This is a genomic window from Planococcus soli (genome assembly GCF_016881065.1).
Lineage (GTDB): Bacteria > Bacillota > Bacilli > Bacillales_A > Planococcaceae > Planococcus > Planococcus soli.
In genome coordinates, this window is record NZ_WXYN01000016.1 from 108005 (window position 1) to 134254 (window position 26250).

Sequence of the window (26250 nt, forward strand, 5' to 3'; positions counted from 1 at the left end):
TTCATTCACTCCTTTCAATAGAAAATGGATTTACTGGATGATGCCTAAAACAGCATTGATATAAGTACCTGGATTCAGTAATGTTTTAGCAGCATCTGTAACGTAAAGAGACAAACCTTCAACGCCCAAGCCGATGCCGATGGTCAGGAATACCAGTACTAAACAAGGCAACAGGACGCCTCTGCGCAAAGGCAGTTGTTCTTCCTTGCTGACAATTGTTTCACCCCAGAAGCAGTTTTTAAAGACACGAAGCAGCGAGTAAAGGACAAAAATACTGGATAACAGTGCCAGCGCAAGCAACACGTAGGATCCGCTGTCGATTGCAGCACTTGAGATCAGGACTTTGCCAATAAAACCACTGAGCGGCGGAATGCCGGCAAGTGACAGCATTGCTATGAAGAAAGACCATCCAAGCAATGGATAGTTTTTCATGAGTCCGCTCATACCCGCCATTTTTGAAGAACCGCTTAACGTAATCATCGTACCAACAAGCAGAAACAGCAGCGCTTTGGCAACCATATCGTGAATTAGGTAGTAGATAGATCCTTCAATTGCCTCAGGAGTGGCAATTGCCAGCCCGACAAGCATGAATCCAACCGCAATGACAACATTATAGGCCGCAATGCTGCGTATATCATTAAAGGCAATCGCGCCTAAACTGCCGCCGATCAAGGTCAAGCCGGCCATGATGCCGATGATGGTATGGGTGATTTCAGGCTGATGGTAAAAGATCAATGAAAAAATGCGGAACAGGGCATACACCCCGACTTTGGTCAATAATGCTCCAAACAGAGCAGAGGTGACGATAGGCGGTGAACTATAAGATCCAGGAAGCCAGAAGTAAAGAAGCAATCCCGCCTTCAAGCTGAAGACAACCAAAAAGACGAGGCTGATAGTTGTCAGGAGCGGGGTTTGGCCCACTTCTGCAACCCGTTCCGCTGCATGTGCCATATTCAATGTACCGAGGGTTCCGTAAAGAAAAGCCAGGGCTACCAGGAAAAACCAGGAAGAAACGATATTGATGGAGACATACTTGATAGCCTCGCGCAGCTGGCGTTTGGAATTCCCCAAAGTCAGTAATACATAGGAAGACAGCAGCATCACTTCGAAACAAACAAACAAATTAAACAAGTCGCCAGTTAAAAATGACCCGTTGACGCCGGCTGCCAGAAACAGTACGGTCGGATAAAAATACATGGTCTGTAATTCTTTGCTGGTGGAAATCAGCGCATAGCTTAAGCAGACGGCTGTCACGATGCTGGAGGTCAGCACCAGCAGAACGGAAAAAGAGTCTGCAACGAACAAAATGCCGAAAGGCGGTTCCCAGCCTCCGAAATCTAAACGCAAAATTCCATCGGCCTGTACCGTGTGCAAAAGATAGATCGAAATGCCAGCCGTTACGACCATGGCGGCAATGCTGATCCAGGCCTGGATACGGCCATAGGTCCGGAGGAAAATCAGCAATACCCCGACGATAATCGGGAGCAGCATAGGGAGGACTAAAATATTATTCATCATCAGAACCTCGCATTGCGCCTAAATTATCCGTTTCCAATTCCTGATAGGCACGGTAAGCCAGCACAAGAATAAAGGCTGTAACAGCAAAACTGATAACAATGGCAGTTAAGATCAATGCCTGGGGCAGGGCATCCACGTAAATTTCAGCTTCTTCACCGAGCAGTGGGACCGTACCCTGTTTCAATCCGCCCATTGCCAGAATCAGCAAATGGACAGCATGGGACAAAATAGCGGTCCCCAATATGACGCGCACTACATTTTTTGATAATACAAGATAGATGGCGACCGTGGTAAGGACGCCGACCAAAATAATGATCAATGATTCCACAGGCTACTCATCCTCACTTATGCTAAGAATTATATTCACGACAACACCAACGACAGTCAATGCAATGCCGGCTTCAAATACGGTAACAGTGGCCAGCTCTGTTTTTCCGAAAATCGGCAAATTGAAATAGCCAAAACTTTGCGCTAAAAACGCACCGCCAAAAAACATCGGTGCTATTCCGCTTAGCATGGCCAATAGCACACCAAACGCGGATAACTTTTTAAAATCAATCGGCAATGCATCACTGACAGTTTCAGAATCGTAGGATAAAAACATCAGCACAAAAGCCGAAGCAATTACCAATCCTCCGATAAATCCCCCGCCTGGCTGATTGTGTCCGGAAAGGAACAGGTAGATGCCGAAAGTTAAAATAATCAAGACGGCGCCTTTCGATACGGTTTTTAAGATCACGTCATTAATGTTCATCTTTTCCCGGCCCCTTTCCATGTTTTAAACGGATTAATGTGTAGACGCCAAGTCCGGCAATAAACAGAACCAGTGATTCCAGCATGGTATCAAAAGCACGGAAATCCCCGAGAATGGCATTGACAATATTGTCTCCACCGGCCAGCTCATAGGAATCTTCAAAATAGCCTGAAATGCTTTCGAACAATCGTCCGCTGTTGACTGTCAAGCCGATCAGCGTGACTGTAACCCCAGCAGCGATTGCGATAACTGCATTTCGGATTTTAATGCGTTTAGAAGAATCTTCCGTCTTCCACTCCGGCAAAAAGTTGAAGCACAAAAGAAACAGAACAGTGGTTACTGTTTCGATGACCAATTGTGTCAACGCCAGATCGGGTGCCCGGAAAAGCACGAAGAATATGGCGATGGAAAAACCAAGCACGCCATTCAGTAAAATAGCTGTAAGACGGGACTTAGCGAACGGGATGCTGATGGCCGCAATCGCCATCACTACTATCAGCATGCCTTCATAAGTCGTGATGGGCGAATCGGCTGTCAGATCAATTGACAAAGCCCCCGTAGAAATCAGTGTGCCGCCAGCAGCCGCAATGAAGAAAACGAAGATATAGGCAAAATACGCTGGCAAATGGCCAGTCATATAATGTGTAGTAATCCAATTTGCTGCCCTTTTCAAATCCTGAAGTAAAGAATTGTAAAGGACGGTGAAATTCCAGCCAGCGGGTTGAATGAGGTAAATTTTATACCAGCTGCGGAAAGTAAGAAAAAGAAGCGTCCCAACTGCAATAATTCCCAAGGTCATAAATAATTCAGTATTGAATCCATGCCATGCGGAAATGTGCGGGGCAGCACCAGAAATTCCCGGTATGATGCCATGCAAGGCCGGTTTCAGCAAATGGTCGCCCAGCAGGTTAGGGGCAAAAAACAAACCGACAATCAGTACGCATAGGATAGCTGGAGAAATAAGCATGCCGATAGAAGGTTCTACAGGCTTTCTATCCAACTTTTTCAACTGAGGAGCACCAAAAAAAGTACGGAATACGAAAATCATGCAGTAGACGAAAGTGAAAACGGATGCAGTCCAGGCAATGATCGGAATTAACAAGCCCCAACTGGAAACTCCAAAAATTGGAAGGCTAACCGCATTGACAGAAGCTGTGAAAAACATTTCTTTGCTCAAAAAGCCGTTGAGCAGCGGAAGGCCCGCCATTGAAAAACTCCCGATGACAGCAAAGGTAAACGTAATCGGCAGAAATGCCATAAGACCGCCGAGGCGCCGTATATCACGCGTCCCCACCTGGTGATCGACGATGCCGACTACCATGAAAAGCGCACCCTTGAATGTAGAGTGGTTGACCATATGGAACAAAGCCGCAAATATGGCTAAGCCGTATAACGCACCTTGTTCTCCATCTCCGAAATGCAGTGCTGCTGAACCAAGGCCGAGCAAGCTCATGATGAGGCCCAGCTGGCTGATGGTTGAATAAGCGAGCAGAGCTTTCAGGTCAGTCTGGCGAACGGCACAGAATGCCCCCCAAAACAAAGTAATAAGCCCGACAATTGTTACTGTCCAAAACCACTCGGCTGTCCCCCCGAAAATTGGTGTGAACCGGGCCACCAGGTAGAGGCCCGCTTTAACCATCGTGGCAGAATGCAGATAGGCGCTGACCGGAGTCGGTGCTTCCATTGCATCCGGCAGCCAGATATGGAAAGGGAATTGCGCTGATTTTGTAAAGGCACCTAGAAGCACCAGGAACATCGCCGGGTAAAACAATGCGTGATCTGTATATTGGCCGATAACAGTGACGGTTTCCCGAATGCTGAAAGTACCGGTCATAGAGTGCAGCATCAAAAACCCGGCAAGCATGCCTAAGCCGCCGAACACAGTGATCAATAGTGATTTTTGAGCACCATAACGCGAGTTTTTTCGGTGGTACCAGAATGCGATCAACAGGAATGAAGAAATACTGGTCAATTCCCAGAAGACGTATAAAACAAGGAGATTGTCAGATAAGACGACACCGAGCATAGCGCCCATAAACAACAGCAGGTAGGCATAAAAATGCGGAAAGGAATCGGATGATGATAAATAGTAGATGGAGTAGAGAACTACCAGGCTTCCCATGCCGGTAATCAGCAACGCCATAATCAAACTGAGGCCATCAAGGTAAACTGTAAAGTTAATGCCAATTGAAGGAATCCAATTGACTGCCTGGATCAGGGTTTCACCATTAGAGATAGCGGGGATTTGCATGATGAAAATCAGGAACAGGGCGAGCGGGACCAACAGCACGAACCAGCCAATATGAAAGGCTCCAATTCGTTTATGTATGAGCGGAATGAGGGCGGTGGCGATAAACGGGATTAAAATAGCTAAAATCAATAAGTACACAGCAGAACCTCCTGTATTGGATTAGAAAAGCAATTGTGAATGGAAAAAACGGAGAGTGGGTATATAATAAGGGAAATGGGTTTCGTTTTTCCTGCAATATGATATGATAAGGGCTCGTAAAGCAACCAATATAAATTATACAGGAAAATCAAGTGCTTTTCATGCGTCAGCCCACGCTGAGACCAAAAGTCCGGGAATTCTTACTGAATAGAAAACATGAAAGTAAATGAAAACCCTTGATTTTCTATAATGGAAGAAGTATAATTTCATAGTTTTGAATGTCAGGATATGAATTATATTACAGGGGGGTGAACATAAATGAAAAAGATTAGAGGACGAATGGATGAAAGCATCCTGGTATGTGTTTTTTACGGGCCGAATGGTGAGCGGTTGATCAATCGGGGTAATAAACTCGCTACCATGTTGGATTGTCCATTGTATATTTTAACGGTGGATCAGAAGCCCGTAGGCGAGTTCGATGCTGAAAAAGCAGCCTATATTGAACGGTGGAGAGAACTTGCAGAAGAATATGAAGCCGAAGAGTTTATTGTTCGTGACAATGAAAAGCGCCCCTCTGCAAAAGTGATTGCGGAAGTGTCTCATGAATTTAATATTACGCAAATTATTATTGGGCAGACTGCAAGAAGCAGATGGGAAGAAATTACCAAAGGGTCATTCCTAAATATGCTGCTGCGCGAAATTCCATTAGTGGATCTTCACGTCGTTTCATTGGCACGCACGGTGAAAGGCGTTGAAGGGGACGAGTTTGAAAAAGGTGTACGCTGTTATTTGGTGAAAGATGAAGACAGCTATAAAATCAACTTTACCCAATCGAAAAACTGCCAGCTTGAAGGGATTTTCTTTAAAGAAATCGGCACTGACTTTGACAATGGCATCTTTAAGTTCATGCAGGACAATAAAGTTTATCAAGTTGAAGTGACGGAAGACCGAATTGACTTGCCTGAAATTATAGATGAATGTTTAGGGAAAGAATTAGTGAAAAAATAAGCATCAACATCAAAAGGCTGCCTCGCCATCGATGCAGCCTTTTGTTGATTCAGGAGGCGAATCGGGAAGTCATGAAGAAAGCCAAAAGGTTGGAGCCGCTAATCCCAAAAGAACTGGAAACGCAGTCTTTTATTGAGGCGATAGATGATAATTACATAAGCAATTGCAAAATTTCACAGGAAACCATTGATTTTAGCGCGGAAGAAGCCCTTCATTTTGATAAAGTAATTTTTGAAAACGTTAATTTTCTTGAAACGGTTTGGCCGCGTTCCGAGTTTGTCGATGTGGTTTTTTTGAATTGCGATCTATCTAATGCGGACTTGAGCCGCACCGTATTTCATCGGACGGAATTCCGCAATTCCAAATTGTTGGGCACTAATTTTGCCGAGGCAGGAATCCGGCACACTCTGTTTGAAGAATGTGTCATGAATTATGCAACTTTCGGTTTTTCTTTATGCAACACAGTTAGTTTTGCTTCTTCTTCTCTGCGTTTTGCAGACTTTTACCAGATGGAACTGAAGACCAGCGAATTTCTGATGTGTGAGATGAATGATATCAATTTCACGGAAACGAGTCTGAAAGGCATCGACTTAAGCACAAATACTTTTGACAGCATCCAAGTATCCATTGAAAAGCTTCAAGGGTGCAAGGTTTCACCCGATCAAGCAATCGCTTTTGCGCGGCAAATGGGAATGATCGTCGAAAACAACTAGTATTATAGAAGAAACATGAAAAAATGCCAGACAGTTTCCACTGTCTGGCATTTTTTAATTATATAAGTTGAACTTAAGAATTATCATTTCATACACCGCTTCAGTCTTACCGTCAATGGCTGAAGGACGCCATTACCAGAAAGGCTTCCAGCGCTTTTCGAATCTACACGGCAGCTTGCGCTTTTCTTGATGTCCAGCTCCAGCGCCCAGCTCTTCGGGTCATAAGCCAACCCAGCTGTGCGGCTGAAGAAACGCCGCTTCGCTGGTCTGTCTTATGCCCGTCAGAGCTACACGGGCGCTTGCGCTTTTCATTGTCCAGACTCCAGCTACCAGATTCTAGGGTCATAATCCACTCTGGCTATGCGGCTGAAGAAACGCCGCTTCGCCAGAGCGTCTTATGCCCGTCGAATCTACACGGCAGCTTGCGCTTTTCTTGTTATCTTACACCTTTCATAAAGCTTTGGATGCGTGGGGCGAAGATGAATAGCAGGATACTAAGGACGATGGATGCGCCGCCGATAATTCCGAAGTACATCATTTCATTTTCAACTGTGTAGAACTTGACCAATTGGGCATTGATGGCTTGAGCCGCAGCGTTGGACAAGAACCAAAGACTCATTGTTTGAGCAGAGAAAGCGGCAGGTGCCAATTTGGTTGTTGCTGATAACCCGACTGGAGACAAGCAAAGTTCGCCAAGCACTACAATAAAGTAACTAAGAACGAGCCAAAGTGGATTGACCAGTGCCGCAGGACCGCCAAAATAAGCAGGCAATAGGATAACTAGGAAGGACAATCCGGCAAACAGAAGTCCAAGTGAGAACTTCTGGGGAATAGACGGCTGTCTGCTTCCCAGCTTAACCCATAGCCAAGCAAAGACCGGAGCCAGCATAATGATGAATAATGGATTTAGTGATTGGAACCAGGCAGGAGAAATGGTGATTCCTGCAAATTCAAGATCCGTACGTGTATCCGCGTATGCCGCAAGAATGGTTGAACCCTGTTCCTGGATTGCCCAGAACATGACCGAAGCAATGAATAATGGAATGTATGCCAATAAGTGTGAACGTTCCACTTCCGTTGTTTTTTTGCTGCGATACATAACCGTGAAATAAGCAATGGGAATCAAAATCCCAAAAATCCCGACAATCGCTACAAAGCTGTCAAAAGTCAGCAATCCTGTTGGAATACCGATGGCAACTGCTGCTGCGATGATCAATGCACCAACAGTGAAGATTTTGATGGTGGTCTTGCGTTCTGAAGGCAATAGTGGGTTCGGCACGACCGTTCCTGCCAGTCCAAGATTCTTCTTCTTTGTAGCAACAAAAATCACCAAACCTAGGAACATGCCGACAGCTGCTATACTGAAACCTAAATGGAAGCTGATGTTCATGCCGACAGTACCAACGAGTAACGGGGCAAGGAATCCTCCCATGTTGATTCCCATATAAAAAATGCTGAAGCCAGCGTCGCGGCGGTCATCGTTTTCTTCGTAAATCTCACCGACAACACTTGATACGTTGGGTTTCAATAAACCGGTACCAAGGACGATCAAAACCATGGAAACAAAGAATAAAGCAAGGCTGCCTGGAATCGCAAGAGCGATGTGCCCAAGCATAATAAGAATTCCTCCATAAAAAACAGCCTTTGAAGTGCCAAAAATCCGGTCAGCTAACCAGCCGCCAATGATCCCGGACATATAAACGAGTGAGCCGTAAATTGACATGATGGATAACGCAGTCGTTTGATCAAGGCCAAGACCGCCTTCGGAAATTTCATAATACATATAAAAGACCAGAATGGCTCTCATCCCATAATAGGAGAAGCGCTCCCAGAATTCAGTGAAGAATAGGGTGAAAAGTCCTTTTGGGTGGCCAAAAAAGCCTTTTTGAGGAACACTATTGACAATCTCTTGTCGAGAATACTTTTCAGACATTAAACTAACCTCCAATTGTTTATTCTAACATAATACTTTTTTTAGTTAAAAAAATCAAAATTATTTTATCGTCTTTAAATAAAGCGTTTTTTCACTTAAACATTCAAACTTCTATTAATTTTATATGAATTAAATTTTATTAGAATAATTTTTATATTCAAATTTGTATTATTAATTACTTTTTTTATGGGTGATGTGGCATGGGGGTAGGAGATAATCTTTAAAAGTGTCTATTTACCTGCTATTTGAAATACTATTTAAAATGGCAATTTAAGTAAATAAAATATCCTATTAAATTACCATATTTAGTAATCTTTAGTTAGTGTTCACTAATTATTCACACTTTTTTAAAGAATTATCCAATAAAGATTGTGAAAAAGCGCAAGGTGCAGTATATTTAAAATAGTTAGAATATTAATTAGGAAGCAGGAGTATAAAATGAAACAGTTAAGCAAACGAATCAAGGACTTAAGAGAAGCTAAAGGACTATCTACTGAAGAGTTGGCAGAAGAAATCGGCTTTGCAAAAAGTACGGTCTGGGCTTATGAAAGTGGGAAGAAACAAGTGTCTGTAGTGCATCTCGAAAGACTTGCCGATTATTTTGAGATATCGGTCGACAGTTTGTTGGACCGCAACGAACGGACAATTAATGTGGATCTTCAAAATACCAGTTTCTTAAACGATTACAACTTAATGCTGGACGATCAGCCGCTTAATCAGCATGAAATTGCTGAAGCTGCTTCTTTTATCCAGGTTAAACGCCGTATGGGCAGTTATGGAGTCGCGACTTCCTAATTGCTTAATAAAAGCCCAATAGAAATGCTCAATCCTGTTCAAGGGATTGGGCATTTTTTCGTTCGAAAAAAATTAAGTGAAAACAGAGAATGGTTTAACTGCGTTTTACTTCAGAATCTGAGGGGAAGACACGGGGTATAGCAAATTGATTATAGGAGGCTAAAACAAATGGGGAAAACGATTTTTATTACAGGAGCAGGAAGCGGACTGGCGAAAGGAACAGCATTTGGCCTTGCAGTACAGGGCCACAAAGTAATTGCGCCGGTAGAAACTGCTCCGCAAGTGACAGCATTGCGTGAGGAAGCAGAATTAAAAGGCTTGGATTTAGATGTATTTAAAATGGATATCAAAAACCCTCAGGATCTGGCGCAAATGCTCGATTACGATTTCGACATTTTTGTTGCTAATGCTGCAGTTAATGAAGGTGGGCCACTTTCAGAAGTGCCGATGCGGAATTTCAGAGAATTATTCGAAGTCAATGTTTTCAGCACTTTGGAGACTGCGCAGATTGCTGCGCGTAAATTTGTGGATAAAGGCAAAGGAAAAATTATTTTCATGTCTTCAATGGCAGGGATTATGGCAACACCATATGTCGGGCCATATACTGCGACTAAACATGCAATCGAAGCGATTGCGACGACGATGCAGAAGGAACTGGAAGGTCATGGAGTACAAGTCGCAACTATCAATCCAGGAGCTTTTGCGACAGGCTTCAATGACCGCAGCGCGGAAGCGAAATGGAAATGGTACGATGAAGCCATTCACTTTACGCGGAAAGAAGATATGGAAGAGGCCGATCAAGCTTTGGAAAATCAATACGATCCTGCTGAGATGATTGCGAAGATGGTGGAAATCATTCCTCTTGATACGCATAAATTCCGCACCGCCTTTCCTGAAGAAACTGAAAAGCAAATGAAAGAAGAAGAAGCGAAGCGATGGGATTTAGAAATTTAACAATGATTCTTTCATTATAAGTAATTGGCGCATGAAGAAATGCACAGAAAACAACCATCCGTTACCTTTAATTGAAAAGTGAGGAGAGTAGGGGAACTGCCTTTGAAGCGAAAGCTTGAAGGGCGGTTTCTTTATGTTTTTACAGGAGTTTTTTGTTGGCGTTTAATCGGGGAAAAAGGGTCGAAAATGTGGTAAGCTAACTCATACGATACGAGTATTAGGAGTGTTTTATTTTGTTGGAAAGCGCAAAAAAATTACTGCAATCCCATTTTGGCTACGAGTCTTTTCGGATTGGGCAGGAACAAGCTATTACGCAGGTGTTTGAAGGGCACAATTCGATTTGCGTCATGCCGACCGGCGGGGGCAAGTCCATGTGTTATCAAATTCCGGCACTTGTTATGGAAGGAACCACGATTGTCGTGTCGCCGCTGATTTCGTTGATGAAAGACCAAGTGGATGCCCTATTGGCAGCCGGCATTCCGGCAGCTTATATAAACAGTTCGCTTGGTTTTGATGAAGTCCGGGAAACGCTGATGGATGTTCAGCGTGGGGCCATCAAATTGCTTTATATTGCTCCAGAGCGATTGGATTCGGAAATGTTCCTGAATGAACTGCAGGGAGTCCATGTTCCGCTTATTGCAGTCGATGAAGCTCATTGTATCTCTCAGTGGGGCCATGATTTCCGTCCGAGCTACCGGTTGATCAGCCGCATGACGGAGTTGTTTCCAAATAATCCGACAGTACTTGCTTTAACGGCAACTGCTACGCCTCAAGTGCGGGAAGACATTTGCCGGATTTTAAATATTGAAGAACAGCATACTATCATGACCGGATTTGAGCGCGCTAATTTGACGTTTTCTGTCATACGGGGACAAGACCGGGAACGGTTTGTAAAGGAATATGTAGCAAAAAACGACAAAGAAGCGGGGATCATCTACGCTGCTACGCGCAAAACGGTAGATTCGGTTTACGAGATGTTGATAAAAAAAGGCATCAAAGCAGCGAAGTACCATGCCGGAATGCCGGATCAGGAGAGGAAAGTCGGCCAGGAGCGTTTTCTCAACGACGAAGCAACTGTGATGGTCGCTACCAACGCATTTGGTATGGGCATCGACAAATCCAATATCCGCTTTGTCATCCATTATCAAGTGCCGAAAAACATGGAGAGCTATTATCAGGAAGCGGGGCGTGCAGGGCGTGATGGTTTGCCAAGTGAATGCATCGTGCTGTATGCGTCGCAGGATGTCCAGACACAGCGCTTTTTAATTGACCAAGCGCAAGACCCAAGCCGCATTCCCGGAGAATTGGTGAAACTTCAGGGAATGGTTGATTATTGCCATACTGAAAGTTGCCTGCAGCAATTTATCATTCATTACTTTGGGGATGCTGCCGCTGAAAAATGCGGCCATTGCGGCAACTGTTTGGACGACCGGGAAAGCATGGATGTGACTAAGGATGTTCAAATGGTCCTGTCTTGCGTGATCCGAATGGGACAAAAATTTGGCAAGGCGATGACGGCCCAGGTGCTGACCGGTTCACGCAATAAAAAGGTGCTGGATTTTGGTTTTGACAAACTTTCTACTTATGGGATTTTAAAACATCAAAATGCCAAGGAAGTTTCAAATTTAATTGAATTCATGATTTCCCAGGAGCTATTGGCGGTGGAACAAGGTTCGTTTCCGACTATCTATGTACCTGATGGCGGAAGAGATGTATTGCTGGGCAAGCGAAAAGTGCTGAGAAAAGGTGCGGTTGCCACAAAACAGATTGCTTCAAACGATCCTTTGTTCGAAGAGTTGCGCGTAGTTCGAAAAAGTTTGGCTGACGAAGCCGGAGTGCCGCCTTTCGTTATTTTCTCTGATAAGTCATTGCAGGATATGGTAGCGCGAAAGCCCAAAACCGATGAAGAGTTTTTAGAAGTTAATGGCGTCGGTGCGAATAAGCTCGAAAAGTATGGTGAAGCCTTTTTGCAGGCTATCCATTCTTTTGGCGGCATAAATAACTGAATAAATATAAGCAGTGAAACTCCGGTTAAATCGGGGTTTTTTTATTTTCAAATTGTCAGATTTGTATAATTATGCAGTTAATTCTAATAAAACGTTGAGTGTATTTCATTGGTATTGGAAGCGTTTTCAATAAAACGTAGGATTTTGGCCTTAGCATAAACAATTTTTTACTCGGAGTAATTGTATATATATTCAGACTTATGATATACTATCAAAATATTATGACACAAGAGTGTAATGAAGGAGGCGGTTTGATGAGCAAGAAAGAATATCCAATCCCACAAGGACTTTATCATCCAGATCAAGAGCATGAGGCGTGCGGAATAGGTATGATCGCCAATATTAATGGACAAAAATCACATGCTATCGTTCAAAATGCCATAAATATATTGTGTAACTTGGAACATCGCGGCGGACAGTCGTCTGATACAAGCACAGGAGATGGTGCTGGGATCTTAACCCAAATACCCCATCGTTTTTTCCTCAAACAATGCGAAAAAGAAGGCATCACATTGCCGGAAGAAGGAAAGTACGGCATTGGTATGTTATTCATGCCCCAGGATTATGATCTTCGAATGAAGACAAAAGAAATGATTCAACAGATCATTCAAGAAGAAGGGCAAATCTGCCTGGGATGGCGTCCAGTTCCCGTAAACGATTCGTTTGTTGGGAAAGTCGCATCAAAAACAAAGCCCGTTATCCGCCAGGTATTTGTCGGAGCTGCACATGGTTTAGAAAACCGAATAGATCTTGAGCGCAGGTTATATATTATCCGCAAGCGGATCGAACAGGCAATGGTCGGCAAAGAAGATTTTAAAGATGTCTATTTCAGCAGTCTTTCAGCAGGGACGATTGTCTATAAAGGCATGCTAATCCCGGAACAGCTGGATTCGTTTTATATTGACCTCAACCATCCGGAATTTAAGTCGGCATTAGCTCTTGTCCACTCACGTTTCAGCACGAATACCTTCCCGAGCTGGCAGCGTTCACACCCTAACCGCTACTCAATCCACAACGGCGAATTCAATACCCTGCGAGGCAATGTCAATTGGATGCGTGCCCGCCAGATGCTGTGTACGTCCCCGGCATTCAATGAAGAAGACCTTCAAAAAGTCCTTCCCGTCATCGATGAATCGGGCAGTGACTCGTCTATGTTCGACAACTGCTTTGAATTTTTGCATTTGTCTGGAAGATCGCTTGCACACACAGCAATGATGATGGTCCCGGAACCATGGGTCAATGACCCGACCATCAAGCAGGAGAAAAGAGATTTCTATGAATACCACAGTACACTTATGGAGCCATGGGACGGACCGGCTGCACTGGTCTTTACTGACGGCAAACAGATTGCGGCTTGCCTTGACCGAAATGGCCTTCGTCCAGCGCGTTATTATGTGACGAAGAGCGGCATGATTGTTATGGGTTCAGAAGTGGGTGCATTGGATATTTTTGCAGATGACATCATTTATAAAGATCGTCTGCGTCCAGGTAAAATGCTGCTGGTGGATCTGGAAGAAGGCAAAATCATCCCGGATGAAGAAATCAAGCTTCAGATTGCGGGAGAACTGCCTTACAAAGATTTTATCGAAAAAAACATGTTTGACCTGGAAGATTTGCCAGAGCCGGTGAAACCTTCTAACTCTGAGGATACGCAACCCTTGATCAAGCGTCAATTGGCTTTCGGCTACACGATGGAAGAAGTCCAAAAAATCATCAAACCGCTGGCAACTGACGGCAAAGATCCTGTTGGGTCAATGGGCTACGATTCACCATTGGCTGTTTTATCGAAAAAACCACAGCTTCTTTACAATTACTTTAAGCAACTTTTTGCTCAAGTAACAAATCCGCCGATAGACGCGATCCGTGAACATATTATTACAGCTGCACGGACTACTATCGGTGCAGAAGGAAACCTGGTTCAGCCAAGCCCTGAAAGTGCACGCCACATCCGATTGGAAACTCCGGTTTTGACCGCTGCGGAACTTGAAAAGCTGCGCCAGCAAAATATTGCGGATTTTAAAGCTGCAACAATTTCCATCCTGTTTTCAAAAAATGACGGCACGGAAGCAATGGAACAAAAGCTGGAATCCGTTTTCAAAGAAGCAGATCAGGCGCTTAAAGACGGCGCAACCCTGCTGATTTTATCTGACCGCGGTGTAAATGAAGAGTATGCAGCAATTCCTGCGCTTCTTGCCGTTTCTGGCCTTCACCATCATTTGATTCGCCAAGGAACCCGTACGCAAATGAGTATTTTACTGGAATCTGCAGAACCTCGTGAAGTCCATCATTTTGCGGCATTGCTTGGCTATGGGGCAGAAGGCATTAACCCTTATTTGGCTTTTGATACAATTAAGAATCTGGTTGAGATTGAAGATATTCCCAATATGAGTTTTGAAGAAGCAGAACAAACCTATGTAAAAGCTGTTACAGATGGCATCATCAAAGTGCTGTCTAAAATGGGTATTTCAACTATTCAAAGTTACCGTGGTGCACAAATTTTTGAAGCGGTCGGCATTCATATGGATGTAATCGATAAATACTTTACACGTACTTCTTCACGCCTTGGCGGAATCGGCCTTGATATCATTGCCAAAGAAGTACTTATGCGCCATGCGGCAGCTTACCCGGCTGCTCAAGGAGACGATCAGGCGCTGGATTCGGGTGATGAGTTCCAATACCGTGAAAATGGTGAAAACCATCAGTATAATCCGAAAACGATCCATACACTGCAGCATGCATGCCGGACCAATAATTATGATGTTTTCAAAAAATACACCAATCTTTTGACTGATGAAAAAGCGAATCTTCAATCACTGCGCGGTTTGATGTCCTTTAAGAAACAGACACCGGTGCCAATTGATGAAGTAGAAACGATCGAGGAAATCTGTGCACGTTTTAAAACAGGTGCCATGTCTTACGGTTCTATCAGTAAAGAAGCGCACGAAGCTCTTGCGGTTGCGATGAACCGCATCGGCGGACGAAGCAACTCCGGAGAAGGTGGAGAAGAAATTTCCCGCTTTATTCCTGACGAAAATGGCGATAATCGCCGCAGCTCCATCAAACAGGTGGCATCCGGACGTTTTGGTGTAACCAGCCATTACCTGGTGAATGCCGATGAAATCCAAATTAAGGTGGCACAGGGAGCAAAACCCGGAGAAGGCGGCCACTTGCCAGGCAAGAAAGTTTATCCTTGGATTGCAGAAGTCCGCGGGTCGACTCCAGGTGTTGAATTGATTTCACCGCCTCCGCATCACGATATCTATTCGATCGAGGATTTAGCTGAATTGATTTTCAATTTGAAAAATGCAAATCCGGATGCACGCATCAGCGTTAAATTAGTATCGGCTGTTGGTGTCGGCACAATTGCGGCCGGCGTTGCAAAAGGCCGTGCAGATGTCGTACTGATCAGCGGATATGATGGAGGAACGGGCGCAGCACCGAAAACAAGCTTGAAGCACACCGGTCTGCCGTGGGAAATCGGCTTGGCCGAAACGCATCAGACCCTTCTGCTCAATGGTTTGCGCGATCGGATTGTTGTTGAAACAGATGGTAAAATGATGACCGGACGCGATGTCGTGACAGCAGCTCTTTTAGGTGCTGAAGAATTTGGGTTTTCAACTGCCCCTCTTGTCGTACTTGGCTGTATCATGATGCGCGTTTGCCATCTGGATACGTGCCCTGTCGGCATCGCTACCCAAAACCCGGAGCTGCGTGAAAAATACGGCGGAGATCCGGAGCATGTCGCGAACTTCATGCGCTTTATCGCACGAGAAACGCGTGAGTTAATGGCAGAACTTGGCTTCCGCACAATTGATGAAATGATTGGCCGGACTGATGTTATCGAAGCCAATCAGGCGGTGGATCACTGGAAAGCAGGCGGCATTGACTTGAGTGCGTTGCTGTATCAGCCGGATCTTCCTGAAAAAGTCGGACGCTATGCAACCATCAAACAAAACCATGAGTTGGAAAAGACTTTGGATCATCAGGAATTATTGCCGCGTTGCCGGAATGCGATTGAAACAGGTGAGCGCGTGGAAATAGCAACGGCAATCCGCAATATTCATAGAGCCACCGGGACAATTGTAGGCAGTGCCATTTCGAAACGCTATGGTGCGGAAGGCTTGCCTGATGACACGGTCAACTTGAACTTCCAAGGGTCTGCCGGACAAAGCTTCGGGGCATTTATTCCAAAAGGGATGTCGATGAACTTGATCGGCGATGCCAATGACTTTGTCGGAAAAGGCTTGTCGGGCGGGAAAATTACGGTTTACCCGGCATTGGATTCAACATTCCTGCCTGAAAACAACATTATTATCGGAAATGTGTCGTTCTACGGTGCATCTGCCGGTGAAGCTTATATTTACGGTGTGGCTGGCGAGCGTTTTGCAGTCAGGAACAGCGGAGCAAAAATTGTCGTTGAAGGTGTGGGCGACCACGGCTGCGAATATATGACAGGCGGCCGGGTAGCGATTCTCGGACAAACCGGCAAAAACTTTGCAGCCGGCATGTCCGGCGGCGTAGCCTATGTGCTGGATGAAGAAGGCACATTCAGTGAACGCTGCAATGCGGAAATGGTTCATTTACAGCCGCTAGCCGACCCGGCAGAAATCGAAGAATTGCGCCAGATGATTAAGAAACATGTTCATTACACAAGCAGTGCAAAAGGAACTCGACTCCTGGCGCATTGGGATATTTATACGGCCAAGTTTGTGCGTGTAATCCCGAAAGCTTACCTGCAAATCAACGAACGCATCAGCAAGCTGCAAAGCAGCGGCATGGCGAAATCCGAAGCCGAAATGGCTGCTTTTGAAGAAAGCAAAATGGCTGGCGCCGGGAAGTAGAAAAGCGAAAGCGCACGTGCCTATCCAGCTCTGACAGGTGTAAGACGATCTGGCGAAGCGGCGTGTTTTCAGGCGTGCAGCCAGAGTGGCTTACATCCCGAAGAGCTAGGCGCTGAAGTCTGGACAATGAAAAGCGAAAAAACACTTGAGACTCGACAAAATAAAAATCCCGGACTTTCGCAAAAGAGCGAAAGCTCCGTGGATTCATCATGAGAAACTGTGAGTAGGAGGGAAAAGATGGGCAAACCAACTGGATTTATGGAATACGACAGACAAACAGTCAAAGAGCGCCAACCGGCTGAACGGACAAAAGATTGGAACGACTATACAATTCCTTTGTCAAATGAAGAAGTGGCAAAACAAGGTGCGCGCTGTATGGACTGTGGAGTGCCGACGTGCCATACCGGAATGGATTTAGACAATGTGACCACCGGCTGCCCCGTAAATCATCTTATCCCTGAATGGAATGATCTGGTTTACCGCGGACAATGGAAGGAAGCATTGCATCGGGAGCATCTGAAGAATAATTTCCCTGAGTTTACTGGAACTGCCTGCCCGGCCCCTTGTGAAGGAGCTTGTGTTCTTGGAATCAATGAACCGCCTGTAGCTATCCGTACAGTGGAGCGATCCATTATTGAAAGAGGCTTTGCGGAGGGATGGGTTGTACCGGAACCGCCCAAATCACGGACTGGTAAAAAAGTCGCTGTAATCGGTTCAGGACCGGCCGGACTTGCAGCCGCCGCTCAATTGAACAAGGCAGGGCATTTGGTGACCGTATTTGAAAAAAGCGACCGCGTGGGCGGCTTGCTGACATACGGAATTCCGGAAATGAAACTGTCTTACGATATGGTGCAAAGACGTGTGAATATTCTTGAACAGGAAGGCATCACTTTCATCACGAGTGTAGAAGTAGGCAAAAACTACCCTTCTTCAAAACTGAAAGATGATTTTGATGCAGTTGTCATGTGTACAGGGGCAACTGTTCACCGCAATATTGACGTAGAGGGCCGCGATTTGGATGGTGTTCACTTTGCGATGGACTTCTTGCATGCCAGCACGAAAAGTCTTTTGGATTCAAATTTTGAAGACGGCCAGCACATTTCTGCAAAAGGCAAAAATGTTATCGTCATCGGAGGCGGAGACACAGGAACTGATTGCTTAGCAACTTCCGTCCGCCACGATTGTGCAAGCCTTGTTCAGTTTGATGTCTACGATAAAAAAGGCGCGATTCGCGATGAAAAAGGCAATCCGTGGCCGCAATATCCAAAAGTTCACCGCATCGAATACGGCCATAAAGAAGCGGCTGCAACTTTTGGCGAAGATCCAAGAGCCTATGCAGTCATGACAAAGAAATTTGTTGGCGATGAAAGCGGACGAATCAAAGAAGTGCACACTGTAAATGTGAAATTGAAGATCGATGAAAACGGCAATCGGATTCGCGAAGAAATTCCAGGTACAGAAAAAGTCTGGAAAGCTGATTTAGTACTGATTGCCATTGGTTTCAGCGGCCCTGAACAGGATCTGATCCAGCAATTGGAACTGGAAACAGAAGTGAACTCACGAGTAAAAGCTGAATATGGCAAATATATGACCAGTGTTGAAGGTGTTTTTGCGGCGGGAGATGTGCGCCGCGGCCAGAGCCTGATCGTCTGGGCAATCAATGAAGGGCGCGAAGCTGCACGTGAATGCGATCGTTTCCTCATGGGAACTACGGTATTGCCGTAACAAATAAATAGCAACACCTTTTAAGAAAGGCTGTGGACAAACTCGATATTCAGTTTGTCCACAGCTATTTTTATAGGAAGAGGTTAAACACTCTACTAGGAAGCTTTACTCCAGGAAAAATAGGTGCTTCAAATCGAAGAAGTCTGATAATTAAATGATTTCAGCTTATTATATTGATGTAAAAAATGTGTCTTTTATCTAAATAATGCAACAGCTAGTTGTGCAAAAGACCTACTGGGTATATACTATAGAAGGTAAGAGCTGGTATTTTAAGTCAAATCTAGGTGATACGATATACATATTCACTTATAATAGTTTAGAATTTCAGACCCTGCTACCAAATTTAAAATGGGGGGAATACATATGTTAAAAAAGAGTTTGATCGCCGTACTATTTTCATTGATTATGGCACTAGGAATGGGCACGAGTGTTTTTGCAGAAAGCAATAACGAAGCAATAGATTACGAAATTACAAATGAAATGACACCGGAAGTTGCTAAAGCGATTACTGAAGTTAATAAAACCAACGATAAAATATATGCAGAAATCAATAAAGCAGTCGACAAATCTGAGAAGATGTATGCTAAGTATCAGGAACAAAAATCCAAACATCAAGATCCAGCGAAACTGGATAAGCTCACTAAAGATTACGAAAAAAAATCTGCTAAATTAATTAGCGACTTGAAAGTGAAAACTGAAAAAATGACCCTTAAAGGCATTGAAAAAGCGGAGAAGGCCGGTTTGGATGTAGCTATCGAGTTTGTCCCAATTGAGTTTGCTGATCGCACTGAATTAATTGATCCAATCGTTGTAATTGCCTGGTAACCATGTTGTTCAAAAAACTTTAATTAGAGTAGTATGAGGGTAGAGAAGTTCTTCTCTACTCTTATATTTTTTGAAAAGGAAGTGTATATGTGAAGGGCTTGGATATATTAACAAATGGTCATCTTGAAAAAGTGGAGAATGGCTCAACCACGCTAGATCTTTTAGGGCGTGGAAGTGGAATAGAGTTGATGAGGCAAACTGTTAAGCAAGGCAGTACTTTCATGCTTTTTCCAGGAGATCAAAAAGATGCCCAAGAATTTTTCTATATACTAACTGGTGAAGTAGAAGCTGAAGTTGATGGCGAAATTTTAAAGTTAGGCATTAATGATTTTTTTTCGTGTAAAAATTTAGAGAGCGCCATTCATTTTACAGTATTGAAAGATGTGACGTTTCTATCTGTTTCTACTACACCCGTATTTCATTATTTGAGTAATATGATTAGTGAGTTAAGAAAAATTGGAAAAGCGGTCGAGAAAAAAGATCGATATACCTTTAATCATAGTTCCAGAGTAGCTAACTACGCAGTGAAGACTGCTGCTAAGATGGAATTAGGGAAAGAGAAAATAGAGAATTTATTTCTTGCTTCTATTCTTCATGACATCGGCAAAATTAATATTCCTGAAGAAGTTTTGAAAAAACCAAGTAAATTAACAAATGAGGAATTCGAAATTGTGAAGAAGCATCCAGGTGATGGTGCGACAATGATTAGAGGAACAGCATATGCTGATTTGGCAGATATCGTCGAACAGCATCACGAGCGTGTTAATGGCAGAGGTTATCCGTTTGGCCTTAAGGGCGATGAAATACTGATAGAAGCAAAAATTATTGGAGTATGTGATACGTTCGATGCGATGACTGAAGACAGAGCTTACCGGTCTGCCTTTTCCGCTGAGTATGCAATGGCTGAACTTAACAGTCTAGTGGGGAAGCAATACGATGAGGACGTTGTTAAAGCTTTTGAGCAGGTTTTAAAAGAAGAAGGAAAGCTAACTACCTAAGTTCATAAATGTTTTGCCCTTGGCACCCCGGATATTTTGAGGTGTCTTTTATTTTGTTTGAAATGTTTAAAAAAATGAAATTTAGTCAATACTTTATACACAATGATTTATACAAACAAGGAGGAGAGATCTATATGGCTAGAAATTCATCAGGCGGTATGTTCGGTAAACTTGTATTGATCGGCCTTGGTGCTGTAATCGGTGCAGCAATGACGCAAAAGAAAACAGAAACAGGTGGAACTTCTCAAACCAGCAAAGAAGATATCAAGGCAAACATAAAAAAAGGGCTTGATCGCCTGAATGAACAATCAGGCGGTATGGTCGATAAAGTAAAGCCGACCGTTAACAAAGCGGTGGAAAAAGTGAAAACGGCAATAGATGCACAGCAAGACATGATGAACAAAGAGAAAGATGCGCTGGACAAAGCCAATAAGACACTTCAGGATGATGTTGGCGGAAATGCTGACAAGAGCAGCAGTTCAACAGCAGATAAATCGAGTACAAGCAGTGTTTCCCCTAGTACTAACAAGCCAACAGGCGGAGTTTATGGCGGCAGCACAGCGTATACCGAATCTCTGAAAAAAGATGCGTCAGATAATTCTTCAAACAAGAGTGACTCAACAGAAAGCTCTTCTTCCAATGCAGGCAAACCATTCGGAAGCAGCACAGAATATACAGATTCTCTAAAAAAAGATTTATCGGACAAATCATCTGAAAAAGACAGCTCATCTTCAAATGATTCAACATTCGGAAAATAATTTAGGTATAATAGAATTAAGATAAGCTATGCGCGTTTATAGAAGCGGCATAGCTTTTTCTTAATTCATTTTTTGTCTGAATATTCTACGTATGAAAGGGGCTGCTCGTTTGTTTAAAAGTTATTCAACAGGAGCATTTTTTGATGAGATGTTCACGCCGCAAGGAAAACCGAAATCGCATTATCGAAAGTTTTTCGATGTACTTCAAAGTTTTTCAAAAGAAGAATTAAGAGAAAAGCATGAGACGGCTCAGCTGTCATTTTTAAGGCAGGGCATTACGTTCACGGTTTACAATAATAATGTTGGTACGGAAAGAACGATGCCTTTTGATTTTATTCCCATCATTATTCCATCTGAGGAATGGGAAGTGGTAGAGAAAGGGATGATTCAGCGGGCAGAAGCGCTTAACCAGTTTTTGGAAGATGTGTATCATGACAAGCGCATTCTTAAGGATGGAATTGTCCCAAGGCAGTTAGTCGAAGAAAATCCATATTATTACGAAGAGCAAGTAAAAGACATCGATATTCCGTTGAAGAACCATATCTTTTTAGCGGGAATTGATTTGATTCGCGATGAAAATGGAAAATACCATGTACTCGAAGATAATTTGCGCAATCCATCCGGGTTGTCCTACGTTTATCAAAATCGGTATGTCATGCGCCAGGTTTACCCCGAGTTTTTTGCCAGCCAATCGGTTCATACCCTCGAGCATCAACTATCCCATTTGCATCAAGCCATATTGGATCATGCACCGGAGTCAAGAAAAGAAAAGGCATTTGCGGTTCTGCTAACACCGGGAATGTACAATTCCGCTTATTATGACCACGTGTTTTTAGCACAGCAAATGGGAATTGACTTGGTCGAAGGAAGAGATCTGATTGTCAAAAAGAACATTGTCTATATGAAATCCATCCGGGGATTAAAGCGGGTGGATATCATCTATCGCCGAATTGACGATGATTATTTGGATCCTGAAGCATTTCTGGCTGAATCGGCGCTGGGCGTTCCCGGTCTGTTGGTTGCCTATAGAAAAGGCAACGTGGCAATTTTAAATGGCATCGGCAACGGAGTAGCAGACGATAAAGCCATTTATGCCTATGTCCCGGACATGATCCGGTATTACCTCGGCGAAGAGCCAATTATTGATAATGTGAAAACGTATCTTTTGGACAATCCAGAAGAGCGGGAGTGGGTACTGGACCACTTGAATGAATTGGTGGTCAAAAATGTTGGGGCTTCAGGTGGATACGATATGCTTGTAGGGCCGCATGCTTCTGAAGAATTGATTGCGGAATTCCGCGAAAAAATCATCGAGACCCCTCATCAGTATATTGCACAACCTACCATTAAATTATCCAGAGCTCCCGCCTATCAAGGAGAAGAATTTTATCCCTGCCATGTCGATTTAAGGGTCTTTGTAGTTCGGGGAGTGGATACGCACGTCATGCCGGGCGGACTTTCCCGCGTAGCCTTAAAAGAAGGTTCGCTCGTTGTGAATTCTTCACAGGGCGGCGGCGGGAAAGATACATGGGTGTTCAAAAAACGGGAAGAAGAGGGGGACGCCTGATGCTGAGCCGCGTAGCGAATTCATTGTACTGGATGTCAAGAAACGTTGAAAGAGCGGAAAACAATGCCCGCATTTTAGATGTGCAGCTGCTGCAGATGATCGAAGCTGCAGACGAAGAGCTGATTCGGGACAGTGATTGGAAGCTGATTTATGAAATCTGTGCTTCGACTGAAACGATGGAGCACATCAAATCCTTGCCGAGCTATCAGGAAGACCAGCTGGTCCATTATTTGGCAATGGAAGAAAGTAATTTTAATTCTGTAGCACGCTGTGTAAGAATTGTTCGTGAAAATGCCAGAATCAGCCGGGATCATATTCCGGATGACTATTGGGAAGCTTGGAATGACTGCTACTTGGCTTTGAAGGAGATAGATCAGCAAAGCTGCACCGTCAAGGAAATGCGCCAATTTCTTGAGCAGGTGAAGCTAACGTCGCTGATCACTCAGGGCATTGTTGAATCTGCAATGCCTAGAGGTGTGCCATATCAAATTATTAAAATTGCAAAATGGCTGGAGCGTGCAGAAAAAACAGCGCGGGTTTTGAATGTGGTATGTGAGCGGACACGGGAGCGGGTGCTGGAAGCCCAGTCCGAAGATTATTACTATTGGCTCGCCGCATTGCGGATGACGAACGGCTATAATGCCTATTTGAAAATGAATCCGCCTCAAATGGATCCCAAGAAAGTTCTGACTTTCCTGATTGCCAATACAAACTTTCCCCGGTCGATCCGCTATTGCCTGACGCATGTCCGCAAAGCGATCGATGAACTTGAAGGAGGAAAGATTTCTCATTATTCCTGGGAGCTTTATGCAAAATTAGACCAGCTCCAGGAAGAATTTGAAGAAATCAACATAGATGAGTTGAATTCTGATGAAATTATGGATTTTCTCAATGATTTTCAAAATGGCTGCAATGAAGTCGGAGAAATTTTTTCGAAAACCTACTATTTAAGCGATTCCGAGACCAAACCGAGGGAGTCCAGCCAATCACAGAGCATGGGCGCGAAAGGAATAACTTCTATGAAATATAAAGTTGAGCATACCAACGTCTTTCAGTACGAAACCATTGTCGACCAGAGCATGAACTCGATTCGCTTAAAACCAAGAACCGATGAATGCCAGCGGCTATTGTCTTATCGCGCTGACATCACGCCGGCTTCTCTGACCAAGGAACATATTGATATTTGGGGCAACCACGTTGAAACATTTTTCATTGCAGAGCATCATCAACATCTGGAAGTGAAAACAACATCAATTGTCAGTATACAAAAAAGTCCATTTATCCATCGCATTGACTACTCACCTGAAATGAGTGCCATTTTTCATTCGCAATTATTCAGAGAACATTATTTGGCATTTCTAAGCAATACGGCGTATACGTATTTAACAATGGAGCAGATGAGCCAGGTAGATCGGGAGCTCGGGATCATGAAAAATCCGGTGCAGTACGCGATTGACGTAATGGAACATATTCATCAGCATTTTACCTATGATGGCGAATCAACGACCGTCGATACAAAAGCGCAGGAATCTTTTGACTTGAGAAAAGGGGTTTGCCAGGACATTACACATGTGATGCTTGGCATTCTTCGCAGCAAATACATTCCAGCCCGTTACGTCAGCGGCTACTTATACGTCGGTGAAAATTCGGCGCTGGTCGGGGACGCTGCAAGCCATGCTTGGGTGGAAGTGATGGTTCCGGGTATTGGCTGGGTCGGTTTGGATCCGACGAACAATGTAGAGGCGCTGGAAAATCACATCCGTGTTGGTGTGGGGCGGGATTATAACGATGTCAGTCCAGTGCAGGGCGTCTACCGAGGCGGCAGCCAATCATTGGATGTCAAAGTCTCAGTAAGCCTGATGGATCAATAAAGAAAAAGGTTGATCACCATGGCAATCTTCAGCCTGAAGCCGTTAAAATGGGATAAATCTTAATAATCGTTTAACGGCAGAATTTTCTAATCCGTGCGATAATAGGAGAACCTGAAATTTTTGAACGGAGATGGAGAGCAATTATGAACAACAAACAATTTAGCGATTACGATATAAGTGAAACAATAGTAAAAGCCCTGGAAGGACTTGGCTACACGGAACCGACAGAAGTACAAAGAAAAGTGATTCCTGTCGCGTTGTCAAAGACTGACTTAACGGTCAAGTCCCAAACAGGCAGCGGGAAAACAGCAGCGTTTGGCATTCCAATCTGTGAATTGGTCGACTGGGAAGAAAACAAGCCGCAGGCATTGATTTTGACACCGACCCGGGAACTGGCAGACCAAGTAAAAGAAGATTTAACGAATATCGGCCGTTTTAAGCGCATCAAAGCGGCAGCGGTCTATGGCAAGCAGCCTTTCGCTTATCAGCAGGCTGAGCTGAAGCAAAAATGCCACGTAGTAGTAGGAACGCCAGGACGTGTTTTTGACCATATCGAACGAGGGACATTAAACCTTGAGCGAATAGAGTACCTCGTTTTGGATGAAGCGGATGAAATGCTGAATATGGGCTTTGTGGAACAGGTGGAAGCAATCATCAACAAACTGCCGAAACAGCGTACTACTATGCTGTTTTCAGCAACTTTGCCTGAAAACGTAGAAAACCTGCAGAAAAAATACATGATCGATCCGAAGCATATTGAAATTGCGTCTGCAGAAAACCTCACTGCCCAAATCGATCATTCACTGTTTGTTGTTGCAGAGCAGAAAAAGTTTGCCTTGCTGCGTGATGTGACCATCATTGAAAATCCGGACAGTTGCATTATTTTTTGCCGGACAAAAGACAATGTCGATTTTGTCATGGAACAATTGGAAAAGCATTTTTATACATGCGATAAATTGCACGGCGGCATGCTGCAGGAAGACCGGACTGCGGTCATGAATGATTTCAAGCGTGGTGAATTCCGCTACTTGGTGGCAACGGATGTTGCGGCACGCGGAATTGATATCGACAGCATTACACATGTCATCAACTACGACCTGCCAATGGAAAAGGAAAGCTATGTACATCGTGCAGGCCGCACCGGGCGCGCAGGGAAAACAGGAAAAGCAATTTCGTTCGTCACACCAAACGAAGACAAATTCCTGGATGAGATTGAAGAGTATATCGGATTTGAAATTCCGCGCAGAACGGCTCCTTCCACATACGAAGTAGAAGAAGCAACGCAGGCATTCACTGAGAAACTTGAAAGCCGTCCAAAGCTGAAGAGGAATAAAAACGAGCAAGTCAATAAGGATATTCTCAAGCTGTACTTTAATGGCGGCAAGAAGAAAAAGCTTCGTGCCTTTGATTTTGTCGGAACATTGACAAGCATCCCGGGTGTGACGGCTGAAGACATCGGAATCATCAAGATTCAGGATACGGTGACATATATCGATATTCTGAACGGCAAAGGCCCAATGGTGTTGAAAGCGATGAAAGATAAGACGGTAAAAGGAAAAACGCTGAAAGTGCACAAAGCGAATAAATAAAGGGAA

At 44.1% G+C, this 26250-nt stretch carries 18 protein-coding genes; 13 read left to right on the forward strand and 5 right to left on the reverse strand.

Annotated features, from left to right (window positions below):
• Nucleotides 1-30: 30 nt before the first annotated feature.
• The 4 genes from GJB59_RS08235 to GJB59_RS08250 are packed head-to-tail and all read right to left on the reverse strand — an operon-like array spanning nucleotide 31 to nucleotide 4661.
• Entirely contained in the window at nucleotides 31-1515 is a 1485-nt protein-coding gene (locus GJB59_RS08235) for a Na+/H+ antiporter subunit D (protein WP_142826783.1), read from the reverse strand.
• Nucleotides 1508-1846 (reverse strand): Na(+)/H(+) antiporter subunit C, encoded by a 339-nt coding sequence (locus tag GJB59_RS08240; protein ID WP_142826784.1) that lies wholly within the window; start codon nucleotides 1844-1846, stop codon nucleotides 1508-1510. Before GJB59_RS08240 ends, GJB59_RS08235 begins: the two co-directional genes overlap by 8 nt.
• A gap of 3 nt (nucleotides 1847-1849) precedes the next feature.
• A complete protein-coding gene (locus GJB59_RS08245; protein WP_142826785.1) occupies nucleotides 1850-2272 on the reverse strand; it encodes a Na(+)/H(+) antiporter subunit B in 423 nt (140 codons plus the stop codon).
• Complete coding sequence (locus tag GJB59_RS08250; protein ID WP_142826786.1) at nucleotides 2262-4661, reverse strand: Na+/H+ antiporter subunit A; 2400 nt, start codon at nucleotides 4659-4661, stop codon at nucleotides 2262-2264. The genes GJB59_RS08245 and GJB59_RS08250 overlap by 11 nt, the downstream gene beginning before the upstream one ends.
• A 318-nt stretch (nucleotides 4662-4979) precedes the next feature.
• Here GJB59_RS08250 and GJB59_RS08255 point away from each other — a divergent pair, with 318 nt between their 5' ends.
• Both GJB59_RS08255 and GJB59_RS08260 read left to right on the forward strand, forming a co-directional pair.
• Nucleotides 4980-5669: a universal stress protein gene (locus GJB59_RS08255; RefSeq protein WP_142826787.1), complete on the forward strand. Its 690-nt coding sequence runs from the start codon at nucleotides 4980-4982 to the stop codon at nucleotides 5667-5669.
• A 71-nt stretch (nucleotides 5670-5740) separates the two neighbouring features.
• A complete protein-coding gene (locus GJB59_RS08260) occupies nucleotides 5741-6382 on the forward strand; it encodes a pentapeptide repeat-containing protein (protein WP_142826788.1) in 642 nt (213 codons plus the stop codon).
• Nucleotides 6383-6818: 436 nt separating this feature from the next.
• Here GJB59_RS08260 and GJB59_RS08265 read toward each other — a convergent pair whose 3' ends face one another.
• Entirely contained in the window at nucleotides 6819-8315 is a 1497-nt protein-coding gene (locus tag GJB59_RS08265; protein WP_142826789.1) for a peptide MFS transporter, read from the reverse strand.
• Nucleotides 8316-8753: 438 nt separating this feature from the next.
• Here GJB59_RS08265 and GJB59_RS08270 point away from each other — a divergent pair, with 438 nt between their 5' ends.
• From GJB59_RS08270 to GJB59_RS08320, 11 genes are all read left to right on the forward strand, one after another.
• Nucleotides 8754-9110, forward strand: coding sequence for a helix-turn-helix domain-containing protein (locus tag GJB59_RS08270; protein WP_142826790.1), 357 nt, complete (start codon nucleotides 8754-8756; stop codon nucleotides 9108-9110).
• Between the two features lie 168 nt (nucleotides 9111-9278).
• On the forward strand, nucleotides 9279-10064 hold the full coding sequence (locus GJB59_RS08275) for an SDR family oxidoreductase (protein WP_142826791.1): 786 nt from the start codon (nucleotides 9279-9281) through the stop codon (nucleotides 10062-10064).
• A gap of 233 nt (nucleotides 10065-10297) precedes the next feature.
• Nucleotides 10298-12070 (forward strand): DNA helicase RecQ, encoded by a 1773-nt coding sequence (gene recQ, locus GJB59_RS08280; protein ID WP_142826792.1) that lies wholly within the window; start codon nucleotides 10298-10300, stop codon nucleotides 12068-12070.
• Nucleotides 12071-12324: 254 nt separating this feature from the next.
• Entirely contained in the window at nucleotides 12325-16911 is a 4587-nt protein-coding gene (gene gltB, locus GJB59_RS08285) for a glutamate synthase large subunit (protein ID WP_142826793.1), read from the forward strand.
• Between the two features lie 237 nt (nucleotides 16912-17148).
• Nucleotides 17149-18636 (forward strand): glutamate synthase subunit beta, encoded by a 1488-nt coding sequence (locus GJB59_RS08290; protein ID WP_142826794.1) that lies wholly within the window; start codon nucleotides 17149-17151, stop codon nucleotides 18634-18636.
• Nucleotides 18637-18999: 363 nt separating this feature from the next.
• Nucleotides 19000-19461: a hypothetical protein gene (locus GJB59_RS08295; protein WP_142826795.1), complete on the forward strand. Its 462-nt coding sequence runs from the start codon at nucleotides 19000-19002 to the stop codon at nucleotides 19459-19461.
• Nucleotides 19462-19550: 89 nt separating this feature from the next.
• Nucleotides 19551-20459, forward strand: coding sequence for an HD-GYP domain-containing protein (locus tag GJB59_RS08300; protein ID WP_142826796.1), 909 nt, complete (start codon nucleotides 19551-19553; stop codon nucleotides 20457-20459).
• Between the two features lie 62 nt (nucleotides 20460-20521).
• Nucleotides 20522-21217 carry a hypothetical protein gene (locus GJB59_RS08305; protein ID WP_236015578.1) on the forward strand — a complete coding sequence of 232 codons (696 nt, stop codon included), beginning with the start codon at nucleotides 20522-20524 and terminating at the stop codon, nucleotides 21215-21217.
• Between the two features lie 109 nt (nucleotides 21218-21326).
• Nucleotides 21327-22784 (forward strand): circularly permuted type 2 ATP-grasp protein, encoded by a 1458-nt coding sequence (locus GJB59_RS08310; RefSeq protein WP_185959995.1) that lies wholly within the window; start codon nucleotides 21327-21329, stop codon nucleotides 22782-22784.
• Nucleotides 22784-24655, forward strand: coding sequence for an alpha-E domain-containing protein (locus GJB59_RS08315; protein ID WP_142827227.1), 1872 nt, complete (start codon nucleotides 22784-22786; stop codon nucleotides 24653-24655). The genes GJB59_RS08310 and GJB59_RS08315 overlap by 1 nt, the downstream gene beginning before the upstream one ends.
• Before the next feature lie 143 nt (nucleotides 24656-24798).
• Complete coding sequence (locus tag GJB59_RS08320; RefSeq protein WP_142826798.1) at nucleotides 24799-26244, forward strand: DEAD/DEAH box helicase; 1446 nt, start codon at nucleotides 24799-24801, stop codon at nucleotides 26242-26244.
• Nucleotides 26245-26250 lie beyond the last annotated feature (6 nt).